Raw genomic sequence first — 23,338 nt, forward strand, 5'->3', positions numbered from 1 at the left:
ATCGAGCTCATCCTGAGGTGTCCCTTGTCCACATCCTGCGGACTATTCCATCTTTATGCGCTGTCCTGCATCCTGCCGAACCAGCTCCGTCCTTGTGAGACCCATACTAAGGAAATGCGCACCCCGAACAAGGGCCATCCGATGATAAAGATCCGATGCAGCTCCCATCTCAAAAAATGAACTTAAAAACTAACCCTTTAATATCAGCCACTTATTTAGTTTCACGGGAAAGCTCGATCATTCTGGCATGGCTTCGCGTACGGCTCAAAGCGCCAGCCTCTTACAGTCGCTATGGCAGATCTCTTACAAGGGTTTCACCCCCAAAAACGGGGCAGGAAAACGGTTCAATCCTGACGTTAAGACTTAAAAATTAGTTGAATAAATATGCTTAAAAAAACCGCAAAAAAAAGAGCCGAGACCAGGCTCGACTCTTCAACATTCCAATTTTTTAATCAGCTCAAGCGGTTGGCCGGATTGAGATAGGCCTTGCGCAGCGATTCAGGTGCCAGCACCTCCAGTTCACCGCCGATGTTGTTCAACCAGCTGCGAAACTCCGGGGTGTCCTGCACTTCGGTCTCCACCACCACGCTGCGCTTGTCATAGCGGGTCATGCGTGGATTGTTGCCGGGGATCTGGTTATCCACCAGCGACTGGCTGTTGGCATCGATCCGGCCGACGAAGCGGATCGGGCCGCTCACATCCTGATAACCCTGATCGCGGATCAGCTTCTGGATATTGAAATCCTTCGGCTGGGTGGCGCTGAAGTTGGTCAGCTCCACGTTCTTGATATGGTCGAACGGGATGCCGTAAACCTTGGGATCCAGCTCGGACAGAGTGCAGAGCAGGATCGGACCGTCCGGCTGATTGAGAATGCCGAGCGGGTTGATACGGTCGTAGCAGAGCCACACGGTGCGCTCTTTGATCACGCGCTGGATCTCGGCACTGAACTTGCGACCACGCCAGAGCGCATCGCGGATCAGGGTGCTGCGGCGGATCTCCGGGTTGCCGGCAAACGGGCGCGGTGACTGGTGGACACTCTCCAGCCAGCGTTCGGCCAGTTCACTCTGGCTGTCGCGGATCACCTGGCTCGCCTTGTCGACCAGCGGATTCAATTCGGTCAGTACACTCGCCGGCAACAGTTGGCTCGCCTGATCACTCCAGGTTTTCAGGGCCACCGCCAGCGAGAGCGGCATGATATTGGCAAAGTCGTTGAGGCCGTGGCGCTCGAAGCACCAGCCATGGGGTTTGCTGCGCTCGTCCGAGGTGAGGTCGAACAGTCCCATGCCGGACATCTCCTCCAGGTCCCGTTGCACGGTACGCAGACTGACGTGGATACCTTCCTCTTCCAGTTTTACCTGGAGTTGGCTGGCGGTCAGCTTGTAAGGGCGGTGCGGGATGCAACGCGCCAAGGTCAGTTGTCGTAACAGCTTCTTGCTCATGGTGCTTGCCTTCACTGGTTTAGCGTTGACTGTATGCTAGTCGTGACTTGCGACAGTCTATGTCGCAAGTTTTGCTGCGACAACTGTCGCCATTTTCATACAAAACACACTAAACAATTGATTTATAAAGACAATGCGCTCTAAAAAGGAGCCGCTAGAGGCTAAAATTAGCCCAAAATCCCTCAAATGAAAGTTCTATGTTGCGATTTATTGCCAGCATAAAACTCCGATTAATTAATTTATAGCAGAATATGATTTCAGGGGAGAGCATAACTCTCCCCTTTTGCTCACATCAGCCACGACCAGGCTGACTTGGTGATGGCCGCACCGACCATGTAGCCAAACACCGCCAGCGCTGCCACACCGGCCACCAGCTTCTGACCGCGGGCCGGGCGCTTGAGCGCCATGACACCCAGACCGATATAGAGCACCAGTGCAATCAGCTTCGCCATCAGCCAGGGTTGTTGACCCGGGCTCAACTGCAAGGCCACCGCCAGCAACACACCAAACAGCAGCAGGAAGGTGTCGTTGATATGCGGCAGGATCTTCAGCCACTTCTGCTGCAACCGATCGCTGCCGGCCAGCGCCAGACTCCAGCGATAGATAAAGAGCAGCAGACTGACCAGCGCCAGCGTCATATGCAGGTGTTTGAACATGGGGTAATAGGCAATCATTTTGCTTCCTTGTCGTCGTCGGGTAGCCCGCTGTTCCAGTTATGGGCATGGATACGCTCCTGCCCCTCCTCGTCGTCTTGCAACAGATCGGAGAGGATCTCCCGGTATTGCAGGCTCTTGTTGATATAAGTGTGTTCGTCATCCAGATAGTTGACCTGCTCGCGCAACAGCCAGTTATCGTGCTGCTTGAAGGTCTGCCCCGCCCGCCAGGCCTGGTTGGCCCTAAACCCAAGCTGGGTCAGGGCTTCCACCCCCAGATCGACCGCCGAGCCCAGGGTTTCCCGGTGAACGCTCTCGACCCCGTGGCGCAGGATCTCGTGGGCATGGGGTCGATCCAGCGCTCGCGCCAGGATCTTCAGGTGCGGGAAGTGCTTCTGCACCATCTCGATCACCGCCAGCGAGGTAGCCGGATCGTTGATGGAGAGCACCAGCAGCTTCGCCTTGTGCGCCCCTGCGGCATGGAGCAGATCGATCCGGCTGGCATCGCCATAGAAGACCTGATAGCCATACTTGCGCAGGGTCTCTATCTGGCTGGCATCCTGCTCGAGGATGGTGGTACCGATGCCGTGACCGTGCAGCAGACGCCCCACGATCTGACCGAAGCGGCCGAAGCCCGCGATGATCACCGGATGCTCCACCAGCTCAGGTTGCTCATGCTGCGGCGCATCGCTCTGGTTACGGTAATCGAACCAGGGCTGGATCACCCGATCATTGAGGATCAGCAGCAGTGGGGTGAGCGCCATCGAGAGCGCTACCACCAGCGTCAGCAGCGAGATGGTCTCACCGGGCAGCACCCTGTTTTGCGCGGCAAACGAAAAGAGCACGAAGGCAAACTCGCCCCCCTGCGCCAACGCCAGCGCGAAGGTCCAGCGCTGGCTCGGCGAGATGCGGATAATGAAGCCGAGCGCCATCAGCACCAGCCATTTGAGCACCATCAGGCCAACGACGAGAGTGGGTATCAGGAAGGGGTGCTCGGCAAACAGCCCGAAGTCGATCCCCGCCCCCACCGACATAAAGAACAGGCCGAGCAGCAAGCCCTTGAACGGCTCTATGTCGGCCTCCAGCTCATGGCGATATTCGCTGTCGGCCAGCACCACCCCGGCGAGGAAGGAGCCGAGAGCGGGCGAGAGCCCCACCGACTCCATCAGCACAGCGATAGCGATCACCAGCAGCAGGGCGGCGGCGACGAAGATCTCCCGCATATGGGACTGGGCGATGGCACGAAATACCGGCCGCATCAGATAGTGGCCACCCAGCACTATGCCGGAGATGGCCGCGACCACCAGCAGACCATGCTGCCACCCCGCCAGCTCGGAGCCACCATTGCTGGCGACCGGCGCCATGGCCAGCAGCGGCAGGATCGCCAGGATCGGAATGACCGCAATATCCTGAAACAGCAGCACCGCAAAGGCGGAGCGACCGCTCTCGCTCTGCATCAGCTTGCGCTCCTGCAGGCTCTGCAACACGATGGCGGTCGAGGAGAGTGCCAGAATGAGGCCGATGGCCAGTCCCTGTTGCAGCGGCAGACCGATCAGGTGCGCCACGCCGGTCAACGCCGCCGTGGTGAGCAGCACCTGCAGGCCACCGGTGCCGAGGATCGGCCCTTTCAGCTGCCACAAGAGGGCCGGACGCAATTCAAGACCGACCAGAAACAGCATCAGTACCACGCCAAACTCGGCGAAGTGCATCACATCCTTCTGTTCCCCCACCAGCCCCAGCAGAAAGGGGCCTATGATGATCCCCGCCAGCAGGTAGCCGAGCACCGAGCCCAGCCCCCAGCGTTTGGCCAGCGGTACCGCGATAACGGCGGCGGAGAGGTAGATAAAGGCATCAAACAGGATCCCGTGGCCCATCAGTCAGCCCTCCGTGTGAACATCAGATCCGGCTCATAAGCTCGGCCAGCAAGCTGCCCGTGTTTCATCAGAGCACCTCCAGCAAGTCGCGCAGATAAGGGCGCCCGGCCAGTTGCTCCGGGGTCAGCTGATCGTCACGCAGGGCGCAAAGCAGCTGGCGGTAGTCCTGCCCACAGCGGCGCAGGGCGGCGGGATCCTTGATCTTGTGAAAGGAGTGGAGCACGAAAGGGGGCAGCCAGTTCATGCCGCACAAGGTGGCCGCCTGCTGAAATGGCAGCAGAAAATCGAGCAGCGGTCGGCTGTTGTAACCCTCGCTGCAGTAGGACTCCGGCGCCCCGCCGGTGGTGATGGCGCTCAGCCACTGCTTGCCCTTGAGGGCGTGGGCTTCAGGGCCGTAGGCATAGCCATACTCCAGCACCAGATCCATCCACTCTTTCATGATGGCCGGGCAGGAGTACCAGTAAAACGGGTGCTGGAAGACGATGATGTCGTGCTCACAGAGCAGCGCCTGCTCCCGCTTCACATCGATAAACATGTCGGGATAGTGCTGATAGAGGTCGTGAACCGTGACCCCCTCCAGCCCCTCAATCGCCTGCAACAGCTGCTTGTTGGCCCGCGAGCTCTGCAGCGCGGGATGGGAAAAAATAACCAGAATGCGTTTCATGACCACATCACCCGAACAAAGCCTTGCGGTGCAAGGCGAGGTAAACAGAAAAGGGGAGTCTGGGGAGCTGCATCGTAAAGGTGCACAGGAGAGCGACCTTATCAGGAAGCGCCATAGCCTGCCAACTCGGGGATCAGCTCCCGCAGCGCCGGATTGAGGGTCTGGTGGGCGGGATAGCAGAGCCCGATCCGGCGAAACATCCGCGGCCCGCTCACCGGCAAGGTACAGAGCCCTGCCTCATCCTCCACCAGCCCGTCCGGCAGAAAACTGATGCCGACCCCCGCCAGCACCAGCGCCATCACCAGCCCCTTGCTCTCGGCCTTGGCCACCAGATTGAGGGTAAGGCGGTCACAGGCCAGCAGGCCGATAGTCTGCTGATGGGCTTCGCAGGGCGGGCACTCAATAAAATCATAATGTTGCAGCTCGGCCAACTCGATCCTTTCGCGACTGGCCAGGGGATGATCGACCGGCACGCAGAGCACGTAATCCTCCTCCCACAGCGGCAGAAAGATCTCGTCCTCCCGGCGCAGGACATCCAGCGTCAAGCGGCAATCGGCGGGCGTGGTGTAGTCGGAGAGGGTGAGATCCAGCTGCGGCAGCACGCGCTGTACTTGCTGCAGCAGCCCGGCCACCCGGCGGCGACTCAAGTCCGGCATGATGGCGATATTGAGCCTCGCACGCGTCGCTTTCTGGCGAAACAGCTCCGGCAGACGGCGCGCCTCCTCCACCAGCTTGACCGCGTGAGGATAGAGATAATGGGCCGGATCTTTCGCCACCACCCCTTTCTTGCCCCGGACAAACAGGCTGTCACCGAGCGCCTCTTCCAGCTGGCGCAGTCCCGCCGAGAGGGAGGGCTGGCTGACGTGGCAGCGCTCGGCCGCCGCCGTGATGTTCTTCTCTTCATAGATGGCGATGAAGAAACGCAGCAATCTCAAGTCCAGCATAAACCAACCATAGTTTTTTCAGATGATAACCAGCGGAAAACAATATTTATCACTTATAGATACAGTGACTATAGTGATTGGGTTCCGTGCTGGCCAGCCACCTGTTTGCTCAAACCGACTCTTTAATCAGAAGGAAAGACCCATGTCCAAATCTCTCGTCGTGATCACCGGCGCCTCCGCCGGGATCGGTGCCGCCATCGCCCGTGCCTTCTCTGCCGCCGGTCATCCGCTGCTGCTGCTGGCCCGCCGGGTCGAGCCGATGCAGGCGCTGAACCTGCCCGATACCCTCTGCATCGGGGTCGATGTGACCGACACCGCCGCCATGAAGGCCGCCGTCCAGCAGGCAGAAGCCCAATTCGGCCCGGTCGGCTGCATGGTCAACAACGCCGGCGTCATGCTGCTGGGTCAGGCAGATGTGCAGGATCCCGCCGAATGGCAGCAGATGCTCAACATCAACGTGATGGGGGTGCTGAACGGCGTCCACGCAGTGCTGGCAGGCATGAAGGAGCGCCGCAGCGGCACCATCATCAACATCAGCTCCATCGCCGGTCGCAAGACCTTCCCGAACCATGCTGCCTACTGCGCCACCAAGTTCGCCGTGCACGCCCTGACCGAGAACATCCGGGAAGAGGTGGCCGATGTCGGCGTGCGGATGGTGACCATCGCCCCGGGTGCGGTCGAAACCGAGCTGCTCAGCCACACCACTGACGAGAGCATCAAGGCCGGTTACCACGACTGGAAAGATCAGATGGGCGGCGTCATTGCACCGGAAGTGATCGCCGATGCCGTGCTCTACGCCTGGAACCAGCCTGCCAACGTCTGCGTGCGCGAGATCGTGCTGGCGGCGACCCGTCAGCAACCTTAATCCTGGCTGACTGACTCTATGGGGAGGGCTTGACCCTCCCCCGGGGCACAGGGTTACCATGTGCCCCTTGTTATTTTCGAGTCATTCCATGGTTCTCACCCGTCGCCAACTCGCTCACGCCCGTCGCTGGCTCCCCTTGTGGAGTCTGGTGCTGGTGTTGATGTCGTTTGGCAGTCGGGCCGCAACCGACCTCTGTACCCTGACCACCCACTGCAGCCAGAGCGAGCGCACCCTGGAAAAAGCAATGCCCTGCGGCAGCTTTACCACCGCCCTCTCGATGACGCTGGTAGGCAGCGACAGCCTGACGGTCGCCGTGCTGGAACCGGATACCCCCGACTTCGCCTCCCCCTCTCTCTTTATGCCGGACGCTCCGTGCGAGCGGCTCGAACGTCCCCCACGCCCCCAGATCTGAAACGCATCCCGTATCGGGCATCTTTTCTTTCAATCTGAGGTGAGTGATGTACAAACCCCTGTTACTGGCCATGCTGGCCGGTACCGTCAGCTTTTCGGCCCTCGCGGCCGAGAAGATGACCGTCTACAAATCCAAATATTGTGGCTGCTGCCAAAGCTGGAACGAGCACATGGAGCAGAATGGCTTCGAACTGGAGGTCATCGAAACCGAGCAGCTTGGCGCAGTGAAGCAGCAATACGGAATCGCGCCGGACCTGGCTTCTTGCCATACCGGTATCGTAAATGGCTATGTGATCGAGGGGCATGTACCGGCCGCCGATGTACAGAAGCTGCTCAGGGAAAAACCGGCGATCCGTGGCCTGACCATTCCGGGCATGCCCCAGAGTGCGCCGGGCATGGATATTCCGGGCCATCCCTATGAGGTACTGAGTATCAGCAACGAGGGCGCGACCAACCGCTGGTCGAGCTACCCCGGCTGACGAAAACTGGCCATGAGAGGGCACTCCCATATCATGTGAGGCACACCTGAGCGGACGCTTGCCGCTCATGGCCAGAAAGAGGGCCGCTATCGCGAGATAGCGGCTTTTTTTGATTACATTTCCTGCAATAACAAGGGATTGCTTGCAACCACCGGCAACAAGGGGCAGATTTAACGCCAATTCATGGAGCCGATGCTCAGGTCTACCAACCCTTTCCAGCGCCAAGGATGCGACATGTTTACCTTTTCCCGAGGAGTTCTGCTGCTAGCCTTTCTGACAGTTCTCCCCCCCACTTATGCCAATGAAGAGCCCGCCATGCTGACAAGCGAACATCCAATCCAGCCGCCCGTGGCCGCCAAACATCCCCGCACTCTGAAAAAACACGGGGATACCCGCATCGACAACTACTACTGGCTGCGTGACGACGAGCGGCAGAAGCCCGAGGTGTTGGACTATCTCAAGGCCGAGAACGCCTATACCGAGGCCATGCTCAAGCCGACCCAACCCCTGCGCGAACAGCTTTACAAAGAGATGGTTGCCCGCATCCCCCAGCAGGATGAGTCGGTGCCCTATGTGAAAAATGGCTACCGCTACCAGACCCGCTATGAGCCGGGCAAGGAGTACGGGATCTACTCGCGCACCAAGCTCGGTGAAGAGCAGGCGAGCCTGCTGCTCGACAGCAACCTGCGGGCTGAAGGGCACGAGTTCTATGCCCTCGGCGCCCTTGAGGTGAGCCGCAACAACCGCTGGCTGGCGGTGGCGGAAGATTTCCTCTCCCGCCGTCAGTACCAGATCCAGTTCCTCGATCTGGAGAGCGGCCAGTGGGCCACCGACAAACTGGAAAATACCTCCGGCAATCTGGTGTGGGCCAACGACAACAAGACCGTCTTCTATGTGCGCAAGCACCCGCAGACCCTGCTGCCCTATCAGGTCTATCGCCACACGCTCGGGACGGATCCGGCCACGGACAAGCTGGTCTACGAGGAGAAGGATGACTCCTTCTACATCAGCCTCTACGCCACCACCTCGGAAGATTTCATCGTCATCGCCCTCTCCAGCACCACCACCGGCGAAGCACGGCTGATCGATGCCAACCAGCCGGAGCACGCCCCCCGCCTGTTCCTGCCCCGTCAGGTGGATCACGAATACAGCCTGGATCACTACCGCGGCCGCTTCTATGTGCGCTCCAACAAGGACGGCAAGAACTTCGGCCTCTACGAGACCAAAGAGAGCCCGGTCGATCGCTGGAAGGCGGTGATCGCCCCCAATCCGGACGTGCTGCTGGAGAGCTACGCCCTGTTCAAGGATTGGCTGGTACTGGAAGAGCGCAACAAGGGGCTGACCCGACTGCGCCAGATCAACTGGCAGAGCGGTGACGAGAAGGAGATCGCCTTCGACGATCCCGCCTATGTCACCTGGCTCGCCTACAACCCGGAGCCGGATACCAGCGCCCTGCGCTATGGCTACTCCTCCATGACCACCCCCGCCTCCACCTATGAGCTGGACATGGCGAGCGGCAAGCGCATCCTGCTCAAGCAGCAACCGGTGGCCGGCTTCAAGGCCGACCAGTACGCCAGCGAGCGGCTCTGGGTGACCGCCCGCGACGGCGTATCGGTGCCGGTGTCGCTGGTCTATCGCAAGGACAAGTTCAAGAAAGAGCAGGCTGATGCGCCCAAGAATCCGCTGCTGGTCTATGGCTATGGATCCTACGGCGCCAGCATGGATCCCGACTTCAGCAGCTCGCGCCTGAGCCTGCTGGACAGAGGCTTCGTCTACGCCATCGCCCATATCCGGGGTGGTGAAGAGCTGGGCCGTCACTGGTACGAAGATGGCAAGTTGCTGAAAAAGCAGAACACCTTCAATGACTTCATCGATGTCACCAAGGCGCTGGTGGAGCAAGGCTACGGTGCCAGGGATCAGGTCTACGCCATGGGCGGCAGCGCCGGCGGCCTGCTGATGGGGGCAGTCATCAATCAGGCGCCCGAACTCTATCGCGGCGTGGTGGCGCAGGTGCCGTTCGTCGATGTGGTCACCACCATGCTGGACGAGTCGATCCCCCTCACCACCGGGGAGTATGACGAGTGGGGTAACCCGAACCAGAAGCGCTACTACGACTACATGAAGAGCTACAGCCCCTACGATCAGGTCAAGGCACAAGCCTATCCCAACCTGCTGGTCACCACCGGACTGCACGACTCTCAAGTGCAGTATTGGGAGCCCGCCAAGTGGGTCGCCAAGCTGCGCGAGCTGAAGACGGATGATAACAAGTTGTTACTGAACACCGACATGGACGCCGGCCACGGTGGCAAGTCGGGCCGCTTCAAAGCCTACGAAGATATCGCGCTGGAATACGCCTTTATCCTGGATCTGGCCACCCCGGCCAACTGATCCATTATGACCCCGGCCCTTGTCACACAAGGGCCGCATAAGAATCCCCTCCTAGTTTTTCCCTCTTCCATTTCCCTTCATATCAAATTAATCTTCGGCTAGAAAATGAATGATCAAGGTCATGTTTCTCAAGATTAAACTCCGTGATTTTGCCATTTCGTTTGATTTATGTTGGGTGAATGTGCTTAATCGGAGTGCTTGCAACTTTTTATTTGGCCCCTCAGGGGCCAATTTATCTTCGACCGACAGGAGGTCGGTAGCCTCACCACAGGATGAGGGTGACTGCCGGAAAGGGGGGAATCAACTCCCCCGCTTTCGCGCAACGAGAAGAGCAGGCAAGCCCGGCGCAGAACGGGATTGCCATCAATTTATCCGGGGATCGGATAAACAAAATCAAAGAAAAGGGAGAAAAAATGAAAGGATTAACTTTGGCATGCGCCCTGTCGGCGGCTCTGGTCGGTGTCTCATTCGGTGGTCCGGTACAAGCGCAGGAGCGCTTCGTGACCATAGGCACCGGCGGTCAGACCGGCGTCTACTATGTCGCTGGCCAGTCCATCTGCCGCTTCCTCAATCGCGGCGCCGCCGATCACCAGATCAAGTGCAACGCCCCGGCCAGTGGCGGCGGTGTTGCCAACGTCAACGGCATCCGCAGCGGTGAATTCAACTTCGGCATCATGCAATCCGACCACCAGTTCAAGGCGATGAAAGGGCTGCCACCGTTCCAGGCCGAAGGGGCCATGGACGATATGCGCGCCGTCTTCTCCCTGCAGAGCGAGGTGTTCACCATCCTGGCTCGCCGCGATGCCAAGATCGCCAGCTTCGACGATCTGAAGGGCAAGCGCGTCAACATCGGCAACCCGGGCTCCGGCCAGCGTGACACCATGGAAGAGATCATGGCGGTCAAAGGCTGGAAAAAGGGTGACTTCGGTCTGGTCTCCGAGCTGAAACCGGCCGAACAGGCCTCCGCCCTCGGTGACAACAACATCGATGCCATGAGCTACTTCGTCGGTCACCCGAACGGCGCCATTCAGGAAGCCTCCACCACCACAGATGCAGTACTGGTACCTGTGACCGGCGCCGACATCGACAAGCTGCTGGCCGAGAAGAGCTACTACAGCAAGGCCGAGATCCCGGGCGGCATCTACAAGGGCAGCGATAAACCGACCCCCTCCATCGGTGGCAAAGCGGTGCTCTCCACCAGCGCCAAAACCGATCCGGAAGTGGTCTATCAGCTGGTCAAGTCGGTGTTCGACAACCTGGATCGCTTCAAGCGCCTGCACCCTGCCTTTGCCGACCTGAAAGAGGCCGACATGATCAAGGTGGGTCTCTCTGCACCGCTGCATGAAGGGGCTGCCCGCTACTACAAAGAGCGCGGCTGGCTCTGATTGAAGGCCCCGGGGCCTTTGTCACTCTCTTCGACACCCGTCTGCCGCCTGATTGCGGGGGCGGGTGTCGCTCTTGTTGTACTCGTTGGCACAAGTTAACCCTATGCAAGATAAACAACTCTCTACCGAGGAACTGATCGCCCAGGATGTGGGCGCTCGCCTGCCGCTTGGCATCATGGGCTGGCTCATCACCGCACTGGCGCTGGCCTGGTCGCTGTTCCAGCTCTGGATCGCCTCGCCACTCCCCTTCATGGTGGGGTTTGGCGTACTCAATGACACCGAAACCCGCTCCATTCACCTCACCTTTGCCCTGTTGCTCGCTTTTCTGGTATTCCCGGCATTTCGCTCCTCGCCGCGGGATCGGGTTCCCCTCGGCGATATCGCCCTCGGTCTGATCGCTGCTGGCGCCGCGTCTTACCTGTTCGTGATGTATGAAGCGCTGGCACTGCGTCCCGGCACCCTCACCACCGCCGATCTGGTGACCGCCTGCATCGGCATTCCGCTGCTGCTGGAAGCGGCGCGCCGCGCCCTGGGGCCGGCACTCGCGGTCATCGCCATCGTCTTTCTGATCTACAGCCTGGCGGGCCCCTGGATGCCGGGACTGCTGGCACATCGCGGGGTAGGCTTTACCGCGCTGGCCAACCACCAGTGGATCACCACCGAAGGGGTGTTCGGCATTGCCCTTGGCGTCTCCACCAGCTTCGTGTTCCTGTTCGTGCTGTTTGGCGCCCTGCTGGAGCGTGCCGGTGCCGGTCACTACTTTATCCAGCTCGCCTTCAGCCTGCTCGGTCACCTGCGCGGCGGCCCGGCCAAGGCAGCAGTGGTCGCCTCCGGCCTGACCGGTCTGATTTCCGGCTCGTCGATTGCCAACGTGGTGACCACCGGCACCTTCACCATCCCGATGATGAAGAAGGTGGGCTTCAGTTCAGAGAAAGCGGGGGCGGTGGAAGTGGCCTCCTCGGTCAACGGCCAGATCATGCCACCTGTGATGGGGGCTGCGGCTTTCCTGATGGTCGAATACGTGGGCATCCCCTATGTGGAGATCATCAAGCACGCCTTCCTGCCTGCCACCATCTCCTACATAGCGCTGCTCTACATCGTCCATCTGGAGGCGCTGAAACTGGGCATGCAGCCCATCGGCAACCATCAACCCAAACCCTGGCTGCGTCGCCTGACCGGTTTTGCCTTTGGCGCGGCCCTCATCAGCGGCCTGTCACTGGCGGTCTACTATGGCCTCGGCTGGCTCAAACCTGCTCTGGGTGACTACGCCCTGCCGGGGATCTCGGTACTGCTGGCTGCCGCCTATGTGGCCCTGCTGAAGATCGCTGCCAGCAATGAACCGCTGCCTGCCGAAGATCCCGACAAGCCGCTCACCGAATTGCCCAACACCCGCGCCGTGCTGCTCTCCGGCCTGCACTTCCTGCTGCCGGTGGTGGTACTGGTGTGGTGCCTGATGGTGGAACGCCTCTCGCCGGGGCTGTCGGCCTTCTGGGGGACCGTGATGCTGGTGATCATCCTGCTGACCCAGCGCCCGCTGCTCAACTGGCTGCGCAAGGACGGCAAGCACGACTACGGCACCGTCGCTGACGGCGTGGTGGATCTGCGGGAAGGGCTGGTCGCCGGTGCCCGCAACATGATCGGTATCGGCATTGCCACCGCCACCGCGGGGATTATCGTGGGTGCGGTCTCCCAGACCGGGGTCGGTCTGGTGCTGGCGGATCTGGTGGAGTTCCTCTCCATGGGCAACCTGCTGCTGATGCTGCTGCTAACCGCTCTGCTGAGCCTGATCCTTGGCATGGGGCTGCCGACCACTGCCAACTACATAGTGGTCTCCAGCCTGCTGGCACCAGTGGTGGTGACGCTGGGGCAGCAAAACGGGCTGATCGTGCCGCTGATCGCGGTGCACCTGTTCGTCTTCTACTTCGGCATCATGGCGGATGTGACGCCGCCGGTGGGGCTGGCTTCCTTCGCGGCTGCCGCTGTCTCCAAGGGCGATCCCATCAAGACCGGGATCACGGCGTTTTACTACAGCCTGCGTACCGCGGCGCTGCCGTTCCTGTTTATCTTCAACACCGATCTGCTGCTGATCGACGTGGACTTCGCCCACGGGGTGCTGATCTTCATCGTGGCGACCATCGCCATGCTGATCTTCGCCGCCGCCACTCAGGGCTGGTTCCTGGTGAAGAGCCGCTGGTACGAAAGCGTGCTGCTGTTGCTGGTCGCCTTTACCCTGTTCCGCCCGGGTTTCTGGATGGACATGGTGCACGACCCCTATCGCGAGACCCCGCCTGCCCAGCTGGCCCAAACCATGGGTGAAGTGGAGGCGGAGAGCACCCTGCGGCTGCGGATCCTCGGTGAAGATGCCGTGGGCAAGCCACGCAAGTTCACCCTGCTGGTCGCCGTACCGGATGGGGCAAATGGCGAGGAGCGGCTGGCCAATCTGGGGCTGAGCCTCTATGAGCAGGATGGCAAGACGCTGATCGACAACGTCGCCTTTGGCAGCCCGGCCGCCACCATGGGGCTGGAGTTCGATCAGGAGATCCTCACCGTCAAGGCGCCCACCGATCGCTGGCGCAAGGAGTGGATGTGGATCCCGGGCTTCCTGCTGTTCGGGGTGATCGTCTGGCTGCAGCGTCGCCGCAGCGTCAAGGCCGGTTAATCCGCCAGGCAAATAAGACAGAGGGCCGCGATTGCGACCCTCTTTTTATGGATATGTCCCATCCTGAATATGGTTTACACCTTTCCCCCCAATAAATGGAGAACTCGATGGGACAAGGTGTGAAACGGACACAGCGCGATTACTCGCTGACTTTTAAACTGTCACTGGTCGAGCAGATTGAAAAAGGCGAGCTCACCTACAAACAGGCTCAGGTGCGTTATGGCATTCAGGGCCGCTCCACCGTTCTGGTATGGTTGCGTAAACATGGTCGGCAAGATTGGAGCCAGGGGGCTTCTGTACGTGCCGGCAGGAGCATCACCATGCCTGACCCCGACAACCAGACGCCAGAACAGCGCATCAAGGAACTCGAGCAACAGCTGGCGCTGATGAGCCAGAAGGCCCAGTTCTTTGAGGCCGTTGTCGATGTACTGAAGAATGACTACGGCGTCTCCATCGTAAAAAAGCGACCCGGCAAGTCCTCTCGCAGCGGCAAGTCGAGAAGCTGACCATCGTCAGGGCTTGCCTGTTTCTGGGGATAAGCCGGCAGGCTTACTACAAGCGCAATCGGGTCGCCGACGAGCGCCATGCACAAGGGCTGCAGGTGGTGCGCTTTGTGCGTCAGGTTCGACTGCGACAACCTCGGGTGGGTACTCGCAAGCTGCATTATCTGCTCCAGGTTCAGGATGATGGCGGGCTCAAAGTAGGGCGGGACAGGCTGTTTCAGATATTGGCCGAGCACCGCCTGCTGGTGCTGCCCAAACGGGCGTATCACAAGACCACCCACAGTTTTCACCGTTTCTATCGTCATCCCAACTTGCTCAAGGCGGGGCCAGAGCAGGTCACACCGGTGGCCCTGGAGCAGGTCTGGGTCGCTGATATCACCTATCTGCCAGCCAGGAGCGGACCGCTGTACCTGAGCCTGGTGACGGATGCGTACTCACGCAAGATAGTGGGCCATCACGTACACGAAGGAATGCATGCCGAATCGGTGGCGATGGCGTTCAAGAAAGCGCTGAAGCAACGGCGTGGCGGCGGTGAACTCATCCATCACTCAGACCGCGGCGTGCAGTATTGCTCGGGGCTGTATCAGTCATTACATGAACGGTACGGGGTGAAATGCTCGATGACGGATGGGTATGACTGTTACCAGAATGCGTTGGCGGAGCGGGTGAACGGGATTTTGAAAGGAGAGTTATTGTTGCAAAGCCCGCAGGATTTGGCGCAAGCGCGGGAAATGGTGCGTGAAGCGGTGGATATTTACAACGCGGAGCGGCCGCATCATGCGTTGAAATACAGAACCCCCGATGCGGTACATAGGGGGTTCTGAGTAGAGAAATGCTAGTTGAAAATGTGTAAACCTATTTAAGGACTAGACAATATCTATCTCGCTGCAGCGGCGATCAGTGACCCGCCAGCTTCATATTCTCTACCAGCACCGAGCCGGTCTTGAGACTGGAGCGCTCATCCTCGTCACGGCCCACCGCCACGATGTGGCCGAACATCTCGGCCAGATTGCCGGCGATGGTGATCTCCTCGACCGGATAGGCTATCTCGCCATTCTCGACCCAGAAACCGGCGGCGCCGCGGGAGTAGTCGCCATTGACGATATTGACCCCCTGCCCCATCAGCTCGGTCACCAACAGGCCGGTGCCCATCTCTTTCAGCATGCCCTGAAAATCCTGGCCGGTATTGGAAACCTGCCAGTTGTGGATGCCACCAGCGTGACCCGTGGTGGTCAACCCCAGCTTGCGAGCGGAGTAGGAGGTAAGCAGCCAGCTCATCAGCTCGCCGTTACGGATGATATCCATATCGCAGGTACGCACCCCTTCCCCATCAAACGGAGTACTGGCGAGCCCGCCAAGCAGGTGAGGGAACTCCTGAATGGTGAGCCACTCTGGCAGGATCTGCTTGCCCAACTTGTCGAGCAGGAAGCTCGACTTGCGATAGAGGTTGCCCCCGCTGATGGCCATTACCAGATGGCCCCACAGGCCGGAGGCAGTATCGGGGTGGAACAGCACAGGGGCATGGCGGGTAGAAATCTTGCGGGCGCCGAGACGGGAGACGGTACGCTCCACCGCCTCGTCGGCGATGCGCTGCGCGCTCCAGAGCCCGTCGAGGGAACGGCTGGAGGAGTAGCCGTAATCCCGCTGCATGTCGCCATCCTGCTCGCCGATCAGCACGCAGCTCAGGGAGTTACGCGACGCCGCGTAGCCTTTGACGAAGCCGTGGCTGTTACCATAGACCTTGATGCCAAGATGGCTGGAGAAACCGGCACCGTCGGAGTGCTTGATACGGACATCGCGACCCAGAGCGAGTCGTTCGCACTCGATGGCCAGATCGATGCCGCGCTGGGGATCCAGCTCGATTTGGTGACACAGTTGCAGGTCGGGGGCATCCCAGGCCAGCAGCTCGGCGTCCGCCAGACCGGCGCAATCATCCGCCGAGGTGTGGCGGGCAATCTCGATGGCCGCTTCAACGGCGGCACGAATGGCGGGTTTGCTCAGATCGGTGGTCGAGGAAGATCCCTTGCAACCATCGCGATAGACGGCGATGCCGAGGGCGCCATCCTTATTGAATTCAATGCTTTCCAGTTCACAACCCCGGGTGTTCACCGACAACCCGGTCTGCTTGCTGATGGAGACTTCGGCCAGCGAGGCGCCCAGTCCTTTGGCTATCTCCAGGGCTTCGGCAACCACGGCCTCGAGATGGGCTTGATCCTGGCGGATTTGGTCTTGCTGATCCATAACTCACATCTGTATGAAAGAAGGAAAGGGGGGGTAAGCATATCAGACCCCTGCGCCCAGCGGGAGAAGCTGGTAACATATCCACCAAACGTGAATGACAGGAATCAAGAGACCGATGAGTCAATATCAAGACGACAACGAGTTCGAAGACTGGGGCCCCAGCAAGAGCCAGCTCAAGCGCGATGCCGAAGCATTGCAGAAAATGGGGGAAGAGATCGTCTCCCTCAGCCACAGCGAGCTGGAAAAAATCCCGTTGGATGAAGAGCTTGCAGAAGCTGTCGAGCTGGGTCGCAAACTCAAGCCGAAGAAGGATGAGTCCTTCCGTCGCCATCTGCAGTTCATCGGCCGCCTGATGCGCAGCCGCGATATCGAGCCGATTGCCGAAGCGCTCTCCATCATCAAGAACCGTCACTCCACCGTGAATGCACGCCTGCATCGCCTGGAGCAGTGGCGCGAGCGCCTGATCACCGAAGGTGACAGCGCCCTCAACGAGCTGATGTCCCAGTTCCACGAGCTGGATCGCCAGAAGCTGCGCCAGCTGATCCGCTCCGCCAACAAGGAGCGGGAGCTGAACAAGCCGCCGGTCGCCTACCGCGAGATGTACCAGTATCTGCGCGGCGAGATCGAAGACCTGCTGTGACCCCCGAAACACGCCTCCCCTTGCGGAGGCGTGTTTATCTTGATGCCTTTTCCCCTACCCCCTCCCTGTGCGTTTAATATATCCACCACTCTGGTGTTCCTGGCATACATCCCTATCCGTTTTTCCCAGTAAAATCGCCACTAAAGAACCATTCAAAACTATCGCATTAACAATTTTGCATCATTTTGTTTGACATATTGAACAGCCTTGGCAGACTGGGGAGAGGATCCAGGCTGTCGCTGCCGAGGCTGACCGACGATTCGATTCTGCCACCCGGTAAGACGCGGGATCCCATGACCATACCTTGAGGCATGCCCTTGCCCAGCCGATGTGCAAGGGTCTGCCCAAGGTGCAGGATGAGACTTCAACGCCAGGGATAATCAGGGTGTTCTATGCCAAATTCCATACTCGTCACCAACCGTAAACCCGTCGTGCTGATGACCATGGGGGCCCAGCCCCGCAACGGCCACGCCTATCAGGTAATGACCCACAAATACATCATGCCGCTGGTCGAGATCAGCGGCTGTGTCCCGCTGCTGGTGCCCACCTGCTGTGGCACCGCCGATCTGGAGCAGTATCTGGATCTGGCTGACGGCATCTATCTGAGCGGCGCCGGCTCCAACATCGATCCGGCGCTTTACGGACAGGAGAACCTCACCCCGGAGAAACAGCAGGACAGGGATCGCGACCTGTTCGATCTGCCCCTCATTAAGGGAGCCCTCGCCCGTGGCATGCCGATCCTCGGGATCTGTCGCGGCATGCAGGAGATCAACGTGGCACTGGGCGGAGATATCCACCAGAAGGTCTACACCGAACCGGGTTATGACGATCATCGGGAAGATGCCGACGATCCGGTCGACGAACAGTATGGGCCAAGCCATCAGATTGAGCTGCTGCCGGGCAGCTGGTTTGCCGAACTGATGGGGGCTGAACAGATACCGGTCAACTCCCTGCATGGACAGGGGCTAAACCGTCTTGGTGATGGCCTAGAGCCGCTGGCCCATGCCGAAGATGGACTGGTCGAGGCCATCCATGCCCCTACCCTCTCCCCTTTCCTGCTGGCAGTACAGTGGCACCCGGAGTGGAAAGCCAGCGAGAATCCTCACTCCATCAAGATCTTCCAGGCCTTTGGTGACGCCTGCCGACGCCGTCAGAGAGATAATCGTTAACGCTTATTCACCAAATCCTCGCGCCTTGAGCTTGGGCAATCCGCCCCGCTCGGGGCGCAGGGTACGGCAAATATCCATCCCCTTGAGCCCACGCTGGATATGGTCAGGCGAATGGCCAAACACCATGCCGTTGCTGCGGTAGAGGTTGTTGTCATCCAGCTCGAACTTCTCGCCGCCGATCAGCAACTGCTCGCGGCCATTGACCGTATCACCCCGTTTGATGGGCACCTTCATATCGCTCAGCACCTCGCCGGTGGCACACCCCTCGCGCCAGCGCGCCTCGCTGGAGAAGGGGGTAATAGCTATTTCACGCCAGGAGCCATCCCGGAATTCGACCCGATACTTCTCGACCAGCAGATCGCAGCCAGCCAGTGGCAACAGGGCCATCAAACAGATGATTTTCTTTGAAAATTTCACTCAATCGCACTCCTTTGCCCGGTTCTGCACAGGATAAATAAATTGCTGCCCCAACGCACCATTTCCCCGTGCCGGAACGGCTATGCTGGAAATAAAACCATCACAAGGGGCCGTCATGTTCAGCGACAACCTCACTGCGCTACCCACACTGATATGGATCCGCGAACACCCGTTCTGGACCCTGCTCACACTCTCTCTGATGCTGCTCCACTTCTGGCGCCGCCCCGGGCAACGACGGGAGCTGCTCTCCGAGCTCAGCTTCGTGATGATAAGCACTGTCGTGATCCTGCTGATCCAGTTGGAAGGGGGCTGGTTCAAACTGCCGCTGCCCCATCAATTGCTGATCGAGATCTCCACCCTGCTGGCGGGCCTGATATTGGTAAAAGTGTGGGGGATACTGCTGTTCGAATTTCTTCTGCCCCTCTGCCAGATCCGCATCCCGCGGATCATCGCCGACATCGTCATCACCATCGGCTATATCGGCTGGGGTCTGTTTCGCCTCTACGCCTCCGGCATGGCGCTCGGGGAGATAGTCACCACCTCGGCGGTGATCACCGCGGTCATCGCCTTCGCCATGCAGGATACTTTGGGCAATCTGCTGGCCGGGGTCTCCATTCAGCTCGACAACTCCATCGCCATCGGGGACTGGCTGCAAGTGGACACCACCCAGGGCCGGGTAGTGGAGATCAACTGGCGTGCCACCACCATCGAGACCCGCAACTGGGAAACTGTGGTCATCCCCAACAGTCATCTGCTCAAACAGCGCTTCACCGTGCTCGGGCGTCGCCGTGGCGAGCCGCTGCAGTGGCGACGCTGGGTCTGGTTCGATCTGACCCTGGATACCCTGCCGACCCAGATCATCGCCCTGATCGAGAAATCCCTGCGAGAGACCAAGCTCCCCTGCGTCGCCAAGCATCCGCAACCGGATTGCCTGCTGATGAATGTCGAGGGGGGGATTGCCCGTTATGCGGTGCGCTACTGGCTGACCGATCTGGCTCGCGACGATCCGACCGACTCCATGGTACGCAGCCTGATCGATGCCGCCCTGCGTCGCAACGATCGCCGTCTTACCCCACCGATCTTCAATGTCTTTATGGCCAAGGAGAAGCAGCACCTGGATGCCCGCCACAAGCGCCACACCGCCGAACGAACCGATACCCTGCGCAAGCTGCCGCTGTTTGCCATGTTGCAGGAGGATGAGCTGATCAGACTGGCGGACCAGGTGAAGTTTGCCCCCTTTGTCAGCGGTGACATCATGCTGGAGCAGGGTGAGGTCTCCAGCTGGCTGTTCGTACTGGTCAAAGGTGAAGCCGAGATGCTGATTAACTTGGAAGGGAAAGAGTTGAAACTGGGCACTCTCGGCGCAGGTGACTTCTTCGGGGAACTGAGCCTGCTCACCGGCGAACCCAGTACCTTCACCGTGCGGGCGGTGACCACCGTCGAAACCTATCGCATCAATCAGAGCATGTTCCAGGAGCTGGTCGCCCAGCGCGAGTCACTGGTCGAGCCCCTCTATCGAGTACTGAGTGACCGTCAGCAGGAGCAACAGGCACTGCTGGAACGAGAGGCAGAGTCAATGAAACGGCCACCACAACAGCTTGATCTGCTTGATAAACTGATGAAGCTGTTCGGGGACAGATGACGTAGCATGGCATCTTGTTGAGGACGTGAAGAGAGAACAGCAGCCATGTTACTGACAACCCTGGCCCTTGCCGCCAGCCTGCAATTTGATTGTCCTGCCACCATCGAGACTCGCCAGCAGCTGCTGACCCCGCAGCAGGGCTGGCAGGCCGTGACCCGCAACGACAACGGCAAACCTGGCGAGCGCCTCACCCATCGGCTGGATCGTCTCTCCCTGTTTGACGGAAATCCCGATGAGCGGGTTCAGCTCAAACCGGATAATGGCGACAGCGACGAGATCCACTACTGGAGCCAGCTCGATGGCAGCCTGCGCCCACTCTATCTGGTCTGCCGCTATCAGAACAGCGCCATCACCCTGCAGCAGGCGCTGCCCGTCGGCATCAGTTACTGCCGCGTCAACCAGCGCGACCGCTACACCCTGCTCGGGCTGGTTTGTCGCAAATAGCGGGCGTAACCCCTTGCCATATATCGCTATTCGATGACAGCCATTACCGCCTGAGCCGGGCCACCCGCCAGCGCCATCAGAGCAGCAGCTCAGCCAGATCCTCCAGAGCCGTCAGCTCCACGTCCGGCAACAGTTGCAGCCGTTGCCACGGTTGCTGCCGTTCGTTGAGCCAGGCGGCGCGAAAGCCGTGCAAACGGGCCCCCAGCACATCGGTCTCGGGATGATCCCCCACATGGAGGATCCGCTCCGCTGGCAGCTTGAGGGCGCTGCGGGTCTGCTCAAACATATCCGGCGCCGGTTTCATTCTGGCGCCCGCCCCCGCCTTGCAGACCAGCGTGAAGTAGCGATCCAGCCCTGCCTGAAGCAGATCCAGATTGCCGTTGGTGATCACCACCAGCGGATAGCGTTCGGCCAGTCTGGTCAGCAGCTGATGAGTGGACTCGCTCACCTCGATCTTCGAGCGCTCTGCCAGAAACGCAGCAAACACCTGCTCCGCCTCGCGGCTGGCCTGCTGGTCGGCCATCCCCCCCTCGACCATGGCGGTACGGATGGTCTGCTGGCGCGCCAGGCTGACATCGTGGCGCAGCTCGGGCCGAGCCATCAACACAGCGCGTTTTAGCTCCAGCCAGCGCGGCTTGTCGAGCATGGCGGTGGCCAGATATTCGCTGCGCAGATGGTTCAGCATCCACTGCTCGGCGCGCACGATGGCGGGGCCGTTGTCATAGAGGGTGTCATCGAGGTCAAACGAGATGGCAGCAACCGGCTGCCAGCGGCGATAGAAGTGCATGGACTCTCCTCTGCAACGGGGCTCAGGGCCCGTTATTCATCGTCCTGTGCATCCGGGTCACGCTTGGCCCTTGGGTGAGCGCTGTCGTAGACCTTGGCCAGATGCTGGAAGTCGAGGTGGGTATAGATCTGGGTGGTGGAGAGGTCGGCATGTCCCAGCAGCTCCTGAACCGCCCGCAGATCGCCGGAAGACTCCAGCATATGGGTGGCGAAGCTGTGGCGCAGCTTGTGGGGATGGACGTGGGCGTTGAGCGCCTGCTTGTTGCCCCAGCCATCGAGGCGAGCCTGCACCGAGCGGGCCGACAGCCGCTGCTTGCGGCTGGAGACAAACAGCGCCTCGCTCTCATCCCCAGCCAGCAGCGGGCGCACCTTGAGCCACTTCTGCAGCCACTCGACCGCCATCCGGCCGATGGGCAGCACCCGCTCCCGCGAGCCCTTGCCGGTCACCTTGAGCTGGCGGTCGTCGAGCTTCAGATCCACCAGATTGATCCCCACCAGCTCGGCCAGACGCAGCCCTGAAGAGTACATCAGCTCCATGATGGCGCGATCCCGCACCGCCAGCGGATCCTGCTCGTCGGTGATGTTGAGCAGCTGGTGCATCTCGTCCACATCGAGGTTTTTCGGCAGCGGCCTCCCCTGTTTGGGGGTGACGATGCCACGGGCCGGATTGGCGGTCAGTCGCCCCTGCCGCACCTGCCAGTCGCAAAAGCTGCGCAGGGCCGAGACCTTGGTGGAAAGGGAACGAGGAGCAAGGCCCGCCTTGTGCATCCGGGTCACCAGAGTGCGCACCTGACTCGCCTCAAGCCGACCCCAGTCAGTGAGCCCCAGGGCTACCAGCTCGGCGGTCATCGCCTCCAGATGGGCTTGATAGTTATTGCGGGTATGAGGGCTGAGCTGACGCTCGACCCTCAGGTATTCGATAAAGGCCGCCAGCTCGTCCGCCAGTGCCGCGGGCAGTGGCGGTGTGACGACGGGAGCTTTGGCGGGCGCCCTGGCCGGTGTTCTAGCCATGAGTCAACTCGGGCAGACGCAGTTGCAGCAGGCGCCCCAGTTGGCCCAGCAGCAGGGTGTCGTTGTGGGGAGTAAAGTGGCCGGGATCCGAGCTGGCGAAGGCCAGCACACCGAGATCGCCGAGCCGCATCAGGGCCACCGAGTTGACCAGCACATCGTGGCCAAACAGCGCCTGCTTCTCGCTCTGGCTCAGGCGGCCAAAGTAGTAATCCTGCCCCGGCAGACGCTGACCCAGCAGGGATTCGAGCTGCTTGCCCTGTGCCAGAAAGCGCTGCTCGGGCCCGCTCAGGGTAAACTTCTTGGGATTGAGCCAGAGCCGCAGCCCGGTCAGGCGCAGCCGCTGGACAAAGGCCTTGCCCATCACGGCACTCACTTCGAACAGGGTCTGGCAGCCGTACAGCTCGCCGTAGAGATCGGCATAGACCCGGAATATGCGCTCGTTCTCGCTGGCGATCTCCATCAATTCGGTGATCTCCTGCTCCAGCTGTTCGATCCGCTCGCGCTGGCGCTCCAGCTGGCGCTCGACCAGCGAGACCGACCCTTTGCGTTCATGGGGAATGCGGATCCGGTCCAGCACGGCGGCATGGCGTTGGAAAAACTCGGGATAACGGGCCAGGTACTCCAGCACAGTGGCTTCATCCACCGATTGCTCCTGCCGTTTGAGTTCGCTCATAAATTGGTTGATCCATCAGAGAAATGGGACTCGCGGCCCCGACATCATGGG

At 60.1% G+C, this 23,338-nt stretch carries 21 protein-coding genes; 11 read left to right on the top strand and 10 right to left on the bottom strand.

Features of this window, described 5'->3' with window-relative positions; translation table 11 throughout:
* Nucleotides 1-452: 452 nt before the first annotated feature.
* The 5 genes from G5332_RS07985 to G5332_RS08005 all read right to left on the bottom strand — a co-directional run bounded on the left by G5332_RS07985 (nucleotide 453) and on the right by G5332_RS08005 (nucleotide 5,574).
* Nucleotides 453-1,439, bottom strand: a complete 987-nt coding sequence (locus tag G5332_RS07985; protein WP_005339987.1) for a helix-turn-helix transcriptional regulator — start codon at nucleotides 1,437-1,439, stop codon at nucleotides 453-455.
* A 287-nt stretch (nucleotides 1,440-1,726) separates the two neighbouring features.
* Nucleotides 1,727-2,113, bottom strand: a complete 387-nt coding sequence (locus tag G5332_RS07990; RefSeq protein ID WP_042081419.1) for a SirB2 family protein — start codon at nucleotides 2,111-2,113, stop codon at nucleotides 1,727-1,729.
* On the bottom strand, nucleotides 2,110-3,966 hold the full coding sequence (locus G5332_RS07995) for a monovalent cation:proton antiporter-2 (CPA2) family protein (RefSeq protein ID WP_128816427.1): 1,857 nt from the start codon (nucleotides 3,964-3,966) through the stop codon (nucleotides 2,110-2,112). The genes G5332_RS07990 and G5332_RS07995 overlap by 4 nt, the downstream gene beginning before the upstream one ends.
* Before the next feature lie 67 nt (nucleotides 3,967-4,033).
* Nucleotides 4,034-4,630, bottom strand: coding sequence for an NAD(P)H-dependent oxidoreductase (locus tag G5332_RS08000; RefSeq protein ID WP_005339958.1), 597 nt, complete (start codon nucleotides 4,628-4,630; stop codon nucleotides 4,034-4,036).
* A 101-nt stretch (nucleotides 4,631-4,731) separates the two neighbouring features.
* The gene (locus G5332_RS08005; RefSeq protein ID WP_421249443.1) at nucleotides 4,732-5,574 is read right to left on the bottom strand and encodes a LysR family transcriptional regulator; all 843 of its coding nucleotides are present in this window, start codon (nucleotides 5,572-5,574) and stop codon (nucleotides 4,732-4,734) included.
* A 142-nt stretch (nucleotides 5,575-5,716) separates the two neighbouring features.
* On the opposite strand from G5332_RS08005, the gene G5332_RS08010 reads away from it, so the two are divergent.
* The 7 genes from G5332_RS08010 to G5332_RS08040 all read left to right on the top strand — a co-directional run bounded on the left by G5332_RS08010 (nucleotide 5,717) and on the right by G5332_RS08040 (nucleotide 15,088).
* Nucleotides 5,717-6,439 (top strand): SDR family oxidoreductase, encoded by a 723-nt coding sequence (locus G5332_RS08010; RefSeq protein WP_019444689.1) that lies wholly within the window; start codon nucleotides 5,717-5,719, stop codon nucleotides 6,437-6,439.
* An 88-nt stretch (nucleotides 6,440-6,527) separates the two neighbouring features.
* Nucleotides 6,528-6,851 carry a hypothetical protein gene (locus G5332_RS08015; RefSeq protein ID WP_021231559.1) on the top strand — a complete coding sequence of 108 codons (324 nt, stop codon included), beginning with the start codon at nucleotides 6,528-6,530 and terminating at the stop codon, nucleotides 6,849-6,851.
* Between the two features lie 46 nt (nucleotides 6,852-6,897).
* A complete protein-coding gene (locus G5332_RS08020; RefSeq protein ID WP_376869172.1) occupies nucleotides 6,898-7,329 on the top strand; it encodes a DUF411 domain-containing protein in 432 nt (143 codons plus the stop codon).
* A gap of 234 nt (nucleotides 7,330-7,563) precedes the next feature.
* Nucleotides 7,564-9,717: a S9 family peptidase gene (locus tag G5332_RS08025; protein WP_421311215.1), complete on the top strand. Its 2,154-nt coding sequence runs from the start codon at nucleotides 7,564-7,566 to the stop codon at nucleotides 9,715-9,717.
* Between the two features lie 413 nt (nucleotides 9,718-10,130).
* Complete coding sequence (locus G5332_RS08030; RefSeq protein ID WP_005339950.1) at nucleotides 10,131-11,102, top strand: TAXI family TRAP transporter solute-binding subunit; 972 nt, start codon at nucleotides 10,131-10,133, stop codon at nucleotides 11,100-11,102.
* Between the two features lie 103 nt (nucleotides 11,103-11,205).
* Nucleotides 11,206-13,761 carry a TRAP transporter permease gene (locus G5332_RS08035; protein WP_263084904.1) on the top strand — a complete coding sequence of 852 codons (2,556 nt, stop codon included), beginning with the start codon at nucleotides 11,206-11,208 and terminating at the stop codon, nucleotides 13,759-13,761.
* A gap of 107 nt (nucleotides 13,762-13,868) precedes the next feature.
* Nucleotides 13,869-15,088, top strand: a protein-coding gene (locus tag G5332_RS08040; protein WP_421249442.1) for an IS3 family transposase whose coding sequence is annotated in 2 segments (ribosomal slippage) — nucleotides 13,869-14,217 and nucleotides 14,217-15,088 — 1,221 coding nt in all. Because the reading frame shifts where the segments join, the coding sequence is not laid out codon by codon here.
* 73 nt (nucleotides 15,089-15,161) lie between these two features.
* Here the strand turns inward: G5332_RS08040 and pmbA are convergent.
* On the bottom strand, nucleotides 15,162-16,505 hold the full coding sequence (gene pmbA, locus G5332_RS08045; RefSeq protein ID WP_227341538.1) for a metalloprotease PmbA: 1,344 nt from the start codon (nucleotides 16,503-16,505) through the stop codon (nucleotides 15,162-15,164).
* 115 nt (nucleotides 16,506-16,620) lie between these two features.
* Here pmbA and yjgA point away from each other — a divergent pair, with 115 nt between their 5' ends.
* Both yjgA and G5332_RS08055 read left to right on the top strand, forming a co-directional pair.
* On the top strand, nucleotides 16,621-17,145 hold the full coding sequence (gene yjgA, locus G5332_RS08050) for a ribosome biogenesis factor YjgA (RefSeq protein WP_005336359.1): 525 nt from the start codon (nucleotides 16,621-16,623) through the stop codon (nucleotides 17,143-17,145).
* A 392-nt stretch (nucleotides 17,146-17,537) separates the two neighbouring features.
* A complete protein-coding gene (locus G5332_RS08055) occupies nucleotides 17,538-18,314 on the top strand; it encodes a gamma-glutamyl-gamma-aminobutyrate hydrolase family protein (protein ID WP_216952729.1) in 777 nt (258 codons plus the stop codon).
* A 3-nt stretch (nucleotides 18,315-18,317) separates the two neighbouring features.
* Here the strand turns inward: G5332_RS08055 and G5332_RS08060 are convergent, their stop codons facing one another.
* Nucleotides 18,318-18,701 (bottom strand): hypothetical protein, encoded by a 384-nt coding sequence (locus G5332_RS08060; protein ID WP_227343122.1) that lies wholly within the window; start codon nucleotides 18,699-18,701, stop codon nucleotides 18,318-18,320.
* Between the two features lie 145 nt (nucleotides 18,702-18,846).
* Between G5332_RS08060 and G5332_RS08065 the strand changes: the two genes are divergently transcribed.
* Both G5332_RS08065 and G5332_RS08070 read left to right on the top strand, forming a co-directional pair.
* Nucleotides 18,847-20,373 (top strand): mechanosensitive ion channel family protein, encoded by a 1,527-nt coding sequence (locus tag G5332_RS08065; RefSeq protein WP_227343124.1) that lies wholly within the window; start codon nucleotides 18,847-18,849, stop codon nucleotides 20,371-20,373.
* 45 nt (nucleotides 20,374-20,418) lie between these two features.
* Nucleotides 20,419-20,817, top strand: coding sequence for an STY0301 family protein (locus G5332_RS08070; RefSeq protein WP_227341539.1), 399 nt, complete (start codon nucleotides 20,419-20,421; stop codon nucleotides 20,815-20,817).
* Between the two features lie 76 nt (nucleotides 20,818-20,893).
* Here G5332_RS08070 and G5332_RS08075 read toward each other — a convergent pair whose 3' ends face one another.
* The 3 genes from G5332_RS08075 to G5332_RS08085 are packed head-to-tail and all read right to left on the bottom strand — an operon-like array spanning nucleotide 20,894 to nucleotide 23,287.
* Entirely contained in the window at nucleotides 20,894-21,604 is a 711-nt protein-coding gene (locus tag G5332_RS08075; RefSeq protein WP_227341540.1) for an HAD-IA family hydrolase, read from the bottom strand.
* A gap of 32 nt (nucleotides 21,605-21,636) precedes the next feature.
* Nucleotides 21,637-22,614 (bottom strand): tyrosine recombinase XerC, encoded by a 978-nt coding sequence (gene xerC / locus G5332_RS08080; protein WP_227341541.1) that lies wholly within the window; start codon nucleotides 22,612-22,614, stop codon nucleotides 21,637-21,639.
* Nucleotides 22,607-23,287: a DUF484 family protein gene (locus tag G5332_RS08085; protein WP_421254518.1), complete on the bottom strand. Its 681-nt coding sequence runs from the start codon at nucleotides 23,285-23,287 to the stop codon at nucleotides 22,607-22,609. The genes xerC and G5332_RS08085 overlap by 8 nt, the downstream gene beginning before the upstream one ends.
* Between the last annotated feature and the right edge of the window lie 51 nt (nucleotides 23,288-23,338).

Source organism: Aeromonas sp. 603757 (assembly GCF_049171255.1).
Taxonomy (GTDB): Bacteria; Pseudomonadota; Gammaproteobacteria; order Enterobacterales; family Aeromonadaceae; genus Aeromonas; species Aeromonas veronii_A.